Annotated in this window: 5 protein-coding genes; 4 read left to right on the top strand and 1 reads right to left on the bottom strand. The window is 48.2% G+C overall.

What is annotated here, in order from left to right; translation table 11 throughout:
• Positions 1-1,826: aconitate hydratase (locus tag ACOJS8_RS19160; RefSeq protein WP_420150156.1), on the top strand; the 1,826-nt coding region annotated here is incomplete at its 5' end.
• Between the two features lie 55 nt (positions 1,827-1,881).
• Here the strand turns inward: ACOJS8_RS19160 and ACOJS8_RS19155 are convergent.
• Entirely contained in the window at positions 1,882-2,445 is a 564-nt protein-coding gene (locus ACOJS8_RS19155; protein ID WP_420150155.1) for a GNAT family N-acetyltransferase, read from the bottom strand.
• Between the two features lie 119 nt (positions 2,446-2,564).
• On the opposite strand from ACOJS8_RS19155, the gene ACOJS8_RS19150 reads away from it, so the two are divergent.
• The 3 genes from ACOJS8_RS19150 to ACOJS8_RS19140 form a co-directional block, all read left to right on the top strand.
• Entirely contained in the window at positions 2,565-2,954 is a 390-nt protein-coding gene (locus ACOJS8_RS19150; protein ID WP_420150154.1) for a hypothetical protein, read from the top strand.
• A gap of 371 nt (positions 2,955-3,325) precedes the next feature.
• Complete coding sequence (locus ACOJS8_RS19145; protein ID WP_420150153.1) at positions 3,326-4,465, top strand: efflux RND transporter periplasmic adaptor subunit; 1,140 nt, start codon at positions 3,326-3,328, stop codon at positions 4,463-4,465.
• 78 nt (positions 4,466-4,543) lie between these two features.
• The coding region (locus tag ACOJS8_RS19140; protein WP_420150152.1) for an efflux RND transporter permease subunit at positions 4,544-5,141 on the top strand (598 nt) is incomplete at its 3' end.

Genomic DNA, 5,141 nt, shown 5'->3' with positions numbered 1-5,141 from the left:
ACTATGCATTCCCCGGCGGCATGATGATCGGTACGGATTCGCACACGCCAAACGCGGGTGGTCTGGGCATGATTGCCATCGGTGTCGGTGGCGCCGATGCCTGCGACGTAATGGCTGGCCTAGCCTGGGAACTGAAAATGCCAAAACTGATTGGCGTGAAGCTGACCGGCAAGCTGAGTGGATGGGCTTCGGCTAAAGACGTAATACTACGTGTTGCAGGTATACTGACCGTAAAAGGCGGTACTGGCTGCATCGTTGAATATTTTGGGGAAGGCGCTGAAAGCCTATCTGCAACGGGTAAAGGAACCATCTGTAACATGGGGGCTGAAATCGGGGCTACTACGTCGATTTTTGCTTACGATGAGAAGATGGCCAACTACCTGAAAGCTACCAACCGGGCCGACGTAGCCGATGCTGCTGAAGCGGTAAAACGGCACCTCCGTTCAGACGATGAAGTGTATGCTGATCCCGCATCGTACTACGATCAACTGATCGAAATCAATCTGTCGGAGCTGGAGCCGCATATCAACGGTCCGTTCACGCCCGATCTGGCTTGGCCGTTATCTAACTTTGCCAAAGCGGTAAAAGAGAATGGCTGGCCTGAAAAACTTGAAGTCGGTCTAATCGGCTCGTGCACCAACTCCAGCTACGAAGACATGACCCGTTCGGCGTCGGTAGCGGCACAGGCAACGGCCAAGCATCTAAAAACCAAAGCCGAATTTACTGTAACGCCCGGTTCTGAACTCGTACGGTTTACGGCTGAACGCGATGGGCTGCTTGATACGTTTGAGGAAATCGGTGGAGTTGTGCTGGCAAACGCCTGTGGACCCTGTATCGGCCAATGGGCACGGCATATGGATGACCCAAGCCGTAAAAACTCAATCATTACGTCGTTCAACCGGAACTTCGCGAAACGGAACGACGGTAATGCGAGCACTCACGCGTTTGTGGCTTCTCCCGAAATCGTGACCGCTCTGGCCATCGCTGGTGATCTGACGTTCAACCCAATGACCGATACGTTAACGAACGAAAATGGTGAGCTGGTAAAACTGGATGAGCCACAGGGTATTGAACAGCCTGTGAAAGGATACGCCGTGGAGGATGCCGGTTATCAGGCGCCTGCTGCGGATGGATCTGGCGTGCAGGTTATCGTTAGCCCAACATCTGACCGGCTGCAGCTTTTGGCTCCATTCCCGGCCTGGGAAGGTACCGACATTAAAGGGTTGAAACTGCTGATCAAAGCGAAAGGTAAGTGCACTACGGACCATATCTCGATGGCTGGACCATGGTTGAAGTATCGTGGACATCTGGACAACATCTCGAACAACATGCTGATCGGCGCGGTGAACTTCTACAACGAGAAGACCAACAGCGTAAAAAATCAGCTGACGGGCGAATATGGTGAAGTTCCTGCCGTACAACGTGCCTATAAAGCTGCTGGAATTGGATCAATTGTAGTTGGAGACGAAAACTATGGTGAAGGATCATCTCGTGAGCATGCTGCTATGGAGCCTCGTTTCTTGGGTGTGCGGGCTATTCTGGTACGTTCGTTTGCTCGTATCCACGAAACGAACCTGAAAAAGCAGGGCATGCTGGCCCTGACATTCGCTAACCCGGCAGATTATGATAAAATTCTGGAAGACGATGTTATCGACATTAATGGTCTTACTGAATTTGCTCCGGGACGCCCGCTTACAATTGTGTTACATCATGCTGATGGGACAACGGATGAATTCCCCGTTAATCATACGTATAACGAAGGGCAAATTGAGTGGTTCAAGGCAGGTGCTGCGCTTAACATCATTCGCATGAAGCAAAACGCGTAACACTGTGTAGCAGTAAATCGATCTGCTTACTTTTTTATCCGGCCAACTATTTGAGTCAAATAGTTGGCCGGTTTTTTATGTAGAAACGTTCATAAACTCGTTCCTTAAGTATAGTGCTGAGTTTATTAAAGTCTGCTTCATCAGCCAGGGGCGGCACCGACATTAACCGCATCGGGACAGCAGGTTTTTCGGGTTGGTAAGGCGGTTGAACGTAATCAAACGGCAGTAACGCAAAACCTTGTCGTTCGTAGAATTGAATGCGTCGACGGCTTATTTCGTCGTTGGGTAGCTCGACTTCCAGCACCACGTAGCGAAACGGATTACGTAACAAATATCTGAGCGCTTGCTGGCCAACCTGTTTGCCCCGCTGCGCCGGATCAATGGCAAAATGTTCAATAAATGCGAGGTCGTTCCATTGCCAGTAAATCATAAATCCGACGAGCCGGTCCGCTACAACCAGGGCGCATAAACACATATCCGGATAGGAGAGGAGTTGCAGCAACTCACTAAAATTTCGTCGTTCCTCTATTGGAAAGGAGCCCTCGTACCAGACTTGTATAGAGCTTAGGTATGGATGCTCACCTGTGATTCTTAAAAAAGTGATAGGATTTTCAAACATTTTTAATGAAAATTTAATCTATTCCTGATAGAGTTAGCTTTATCCAAGTTTTCCAACTAACTGATACAAAATAGGTTGAGTTTGTGGTTTAGCTGGATTACATTTGGTTTCTGAACGATATGGACAGCCGACAATATAAATTTTTTGTGTATCAGTTCCTTTGCTTTCTGGTGACTATCTACGTCATCAACTTAAGCAATATTGTCCGGAGTGAGTCTATCAGCCAGTCAGATTCGCTTAGCCAAAAGTCCTGGGTTCAGAAAGTTGAAGGTTGTGATTTTTTATTGAAAGACTATATTGGCATGGAAGATAACCAGCCGGATAGCCCTTTCGATGCACCCGAACTGACAGAGCTGGAGCAGGATTATGACTTTACAAACCTGTTTAGCTTTGCCCCTTTACGACTTTCTATTCTTTACCTGATAACAGGTAACGTGCCTTTCCGCCCTGAGCATAACCTTGCACATTTTCCGGAAATTAGTGCTCCGCCACCACAGCTAAATGCCTGATTCTGGGTGAGTATACTACCAGATTCAGCACTCAAGCGACTGGATGTTATTCAACGGCTTACAAGCTATTCCAACTCATTACTAAGGTAGGCGTATCTGCGTCACTAACGAGAGTAATGCTGCGGTTTCTGGTGGACCTATTTTACTAAGGAGTTTCTAAGTTTTGCTTAAGCCAATTTTAAGCTGGCATGACGTATTTTGTTAGCATTCTCGCCAAAATACGCTTCATTTTGAGCATGATCTCTAGCGTTATAGGGTTGCTTCGGCAGTCGCCCTTTTACCTTATCAAAGCCCTTCTATTGACAAGGGCTAATCAGCATTCAGGAAAAATTACTACATACAATCACAGCGGCAATTGATGCCTAAAAAGTATGAAAAAAACGGTGAGTCTGTCTACCCTGCTAACTTGCGCAATGCTGGTTGGGTGTGCTACAAAAGATAAAGAAACAAATACTGACCAGCCTGAAAAACTTAAAGTACCTGTTGTTCAGTTGAGCCAACGGCCAACGACTGTGCAGCGGGATTATGTTACTACGCTGGAAGCCGTTCGGAATGTCGAGATCCGGGCACGCGTTTCAGGATTTCTGGAAAAAATATATGTCGATGAGGGACAGTCCGTTCGGCAGGGGCAGTTGTTGTTTAGTCTGAACGCGGCTGAGTACCGGGTAGGCCTGGAAAAAGCACAGGCTACTTTACGAAGCGCTATTGCAGGGGCAAAAACTGCGGAGGTCGAGGTCGATCGGGTAAAACTGCTCGTCGACAAAAAAATTGTTTCACCGTCTGAACTGGAGTTAGCCAAAGCCAAACTTGACGCGGCTCGTGCGCAGATTGAGGAAGCGCAGTCGGCTAAATCGACCGCTGCCCTCCGGCTGGCTCACGCTAGCATCCGTGCGCCATTCGATGGCGTTATCAACCGTATTCCCTACAAAATTGGAAGCCTTATCGAGGAAGGTGCTCTGCTAACGGAAGTTTCTGATATTCATGAGGTGTTTGCTTACTTCGACGTATCGGAAAAGGAATATCTGGGCTTCCTCAAAAAACACCGCGACTTAGTAGGTAAAAACGGCCAGGAGGTTGAAATGATGCTGGCTGACGAAACCCCCTATCCTCAGAAAGGACGTATCGAAACCATGGAAAGTGTGTTTGAGGAAGAGTCCGGAACGATCGCGTTTCGGGCGCGGTTTCCGAACCCACAAAAATTGCTGAAACACGGTTCATCCGGCAAAATTCGCCTTCCCATCGTAGTAAGCGATGCTTTTCTGGTTCCTCAGAAGGCTGTGTTTGAAGTGCTAGACAAGAATTATGTGTATGTGGTCGATGCTTCCAACAAGGTAAGATCAAGAAGTTTTGTGCCTCAGGCTCGGGTTGGGCTAAATTACATTGTCCGCTCAGGCTTAAAACCGGGTGAACGTGTGGTTTATGAAGGCATTCAGAATATTCGCGATGGGGATCAGATTATTCCGCAAGCTCTTTCGGCCGATAGTACACGTAACGATCTGGCTCGACAGTGATTCGTTTATCATTCAGGATTTCTGCCATTCGTAACTCAGAAATCCTGGAACATTGAGCGACATTAACTCTCTCTACTCATGTTCGATTTATTTATTAAGCGTCCTTTACTGTCGGCCGTTATTTCAGTGCTGATAACGTTGCTGGGGTTCCTGGCATTGATGGGCCTCCCGGTTACGCAGTTTCCTGACATTGTACCACCGTCGGTAATTGTAACCGCCAAATATACGGGTGCGAACGCTGAGGTTGCGACGAAGGCGGTGGCTATGCCGCTTGAGCGGGCCATCAACGGGGTGCCAAACATGGTGTACATGAATTCCGTATCCGGAAACGACGGCTCAACGGTTATTCAGGTGTTTTTCAAAGTGGGTACTGACCCGGATCTGGCGGCCATGAGCGTTCAGAACCGCGTAACGACCGTGCTGGACGAATTGCCTACGGAGGTGACCAAAGCAGGGGTGTCCACTGAAAAAGAGGTGAACAGTATGCTACTGTACCTCAATATTTTAAGTGATGACCCCACCGCCGACGAAAAGTTTATTTACAACTTCGCCGATATTAACGTACTGGCCGAGCTAAAACGAATTGACGGCGTTGGCGTGGCTACCATCATGGGGGCTCGCGAATATTCCATGCGGGTATGGCTAAAACCTGACCGCATGACCGCTTATGATTTAT

Origin of the sequence: Spirosoma sp. (genome assembly GCF_048594605.1) — a bacterium.
Taxonomy (GTDB): domain Bacteria; phylum Bacteroidota; class Bacteroidia; order Cytophagales; family Spirosomataceae; genus Spirosoma.
This window is presented reverse-complemented; position numbering and strand designations above follow the sequence as displayed.

Bases quoted from the DNA above. Each gene is read 5' to 3' on its own strand.
- ACOJS8_RS19155 (WP_420150155.1), bottom strand. From the start codon at position 2,445: ATGTTTGAAAATCCTATCACTTTTTTAAGAATCACAGGTGAGCATCCA.
- ACOJS8_RS19145 (WP_420150153.1), top strand. From the start codon at position 3,326: ATGAAAAAAACGGTGAGTCTGTCTACCCTGCTAACTTGCGCAATGCTG.
- ACOJS8_RS19150 (WP_420150154.1), top strand. From the start codon at position 2,565: ATGGACAGCCGACAATATAAATTTTTTGTGTATCAGTTCCTTTGCTTT.